Origin of the sequence: Lyngbya aestuarii BL J (genome assembly GCF_000478195.2) — a bacterium.
In the GTDB taxonomy this organism is placed as follows: Bacteria; Cyanobacteriota; Cyanobacteriia; order Cyanobacteriales; family Microcoleaceae; genus Capilliphycus; species Capilliphycus aestuarii.
In genome coordinates this window covers 1-312 of sequence record NZ_AUZM01000423.1, presented here as the reverse complement: position 1 = coordinate 312, position 312 = coordinate 1, and the positions used below count along the sequence as shown (strand labels likewise).

The 312-nt window shown below is 57.1% G+C and carries 1 protein-coding gene; it reads right to left on the bottom strand.

All coding sequences use genetic code 11. The features are described from left to right. On the bottom strand, positions 1-312 hold a 312-nt coding region (locus tag M595_RS28780), incomplete at both ends, for a YcjF family protein (RefSeq protein ID WP_023070072.1).

Below are 312 nucleotides of genomic sequence, written 5' to 3'. Positions count from 1 at the left end.
GGATCGGGTTTCTTTCCCCCCATTAAATCCCCAAAATAAACACAAGCCCCTTCACCCAACGCCCAAGTATAAGCCGCCGCCCAAGACGCCGCAATCCCACTCCCAAACCCGGGTATAAATTTCCCCACCCCCCGCCCCCCCGCTTGGGCGAGAAAACCGCCTGCGATCGCACTGACAACGCCCCCCGCCTGGGAAGGATTGAGGGTTTGCCCGTATAACTGCCCTAATAACCCCACCATTGACACTTGTAACGTCGTTAACACAGGCATTGTCGCAAAGGGTAGGGGAACCGCAGCCACCGTTGCTGTAATC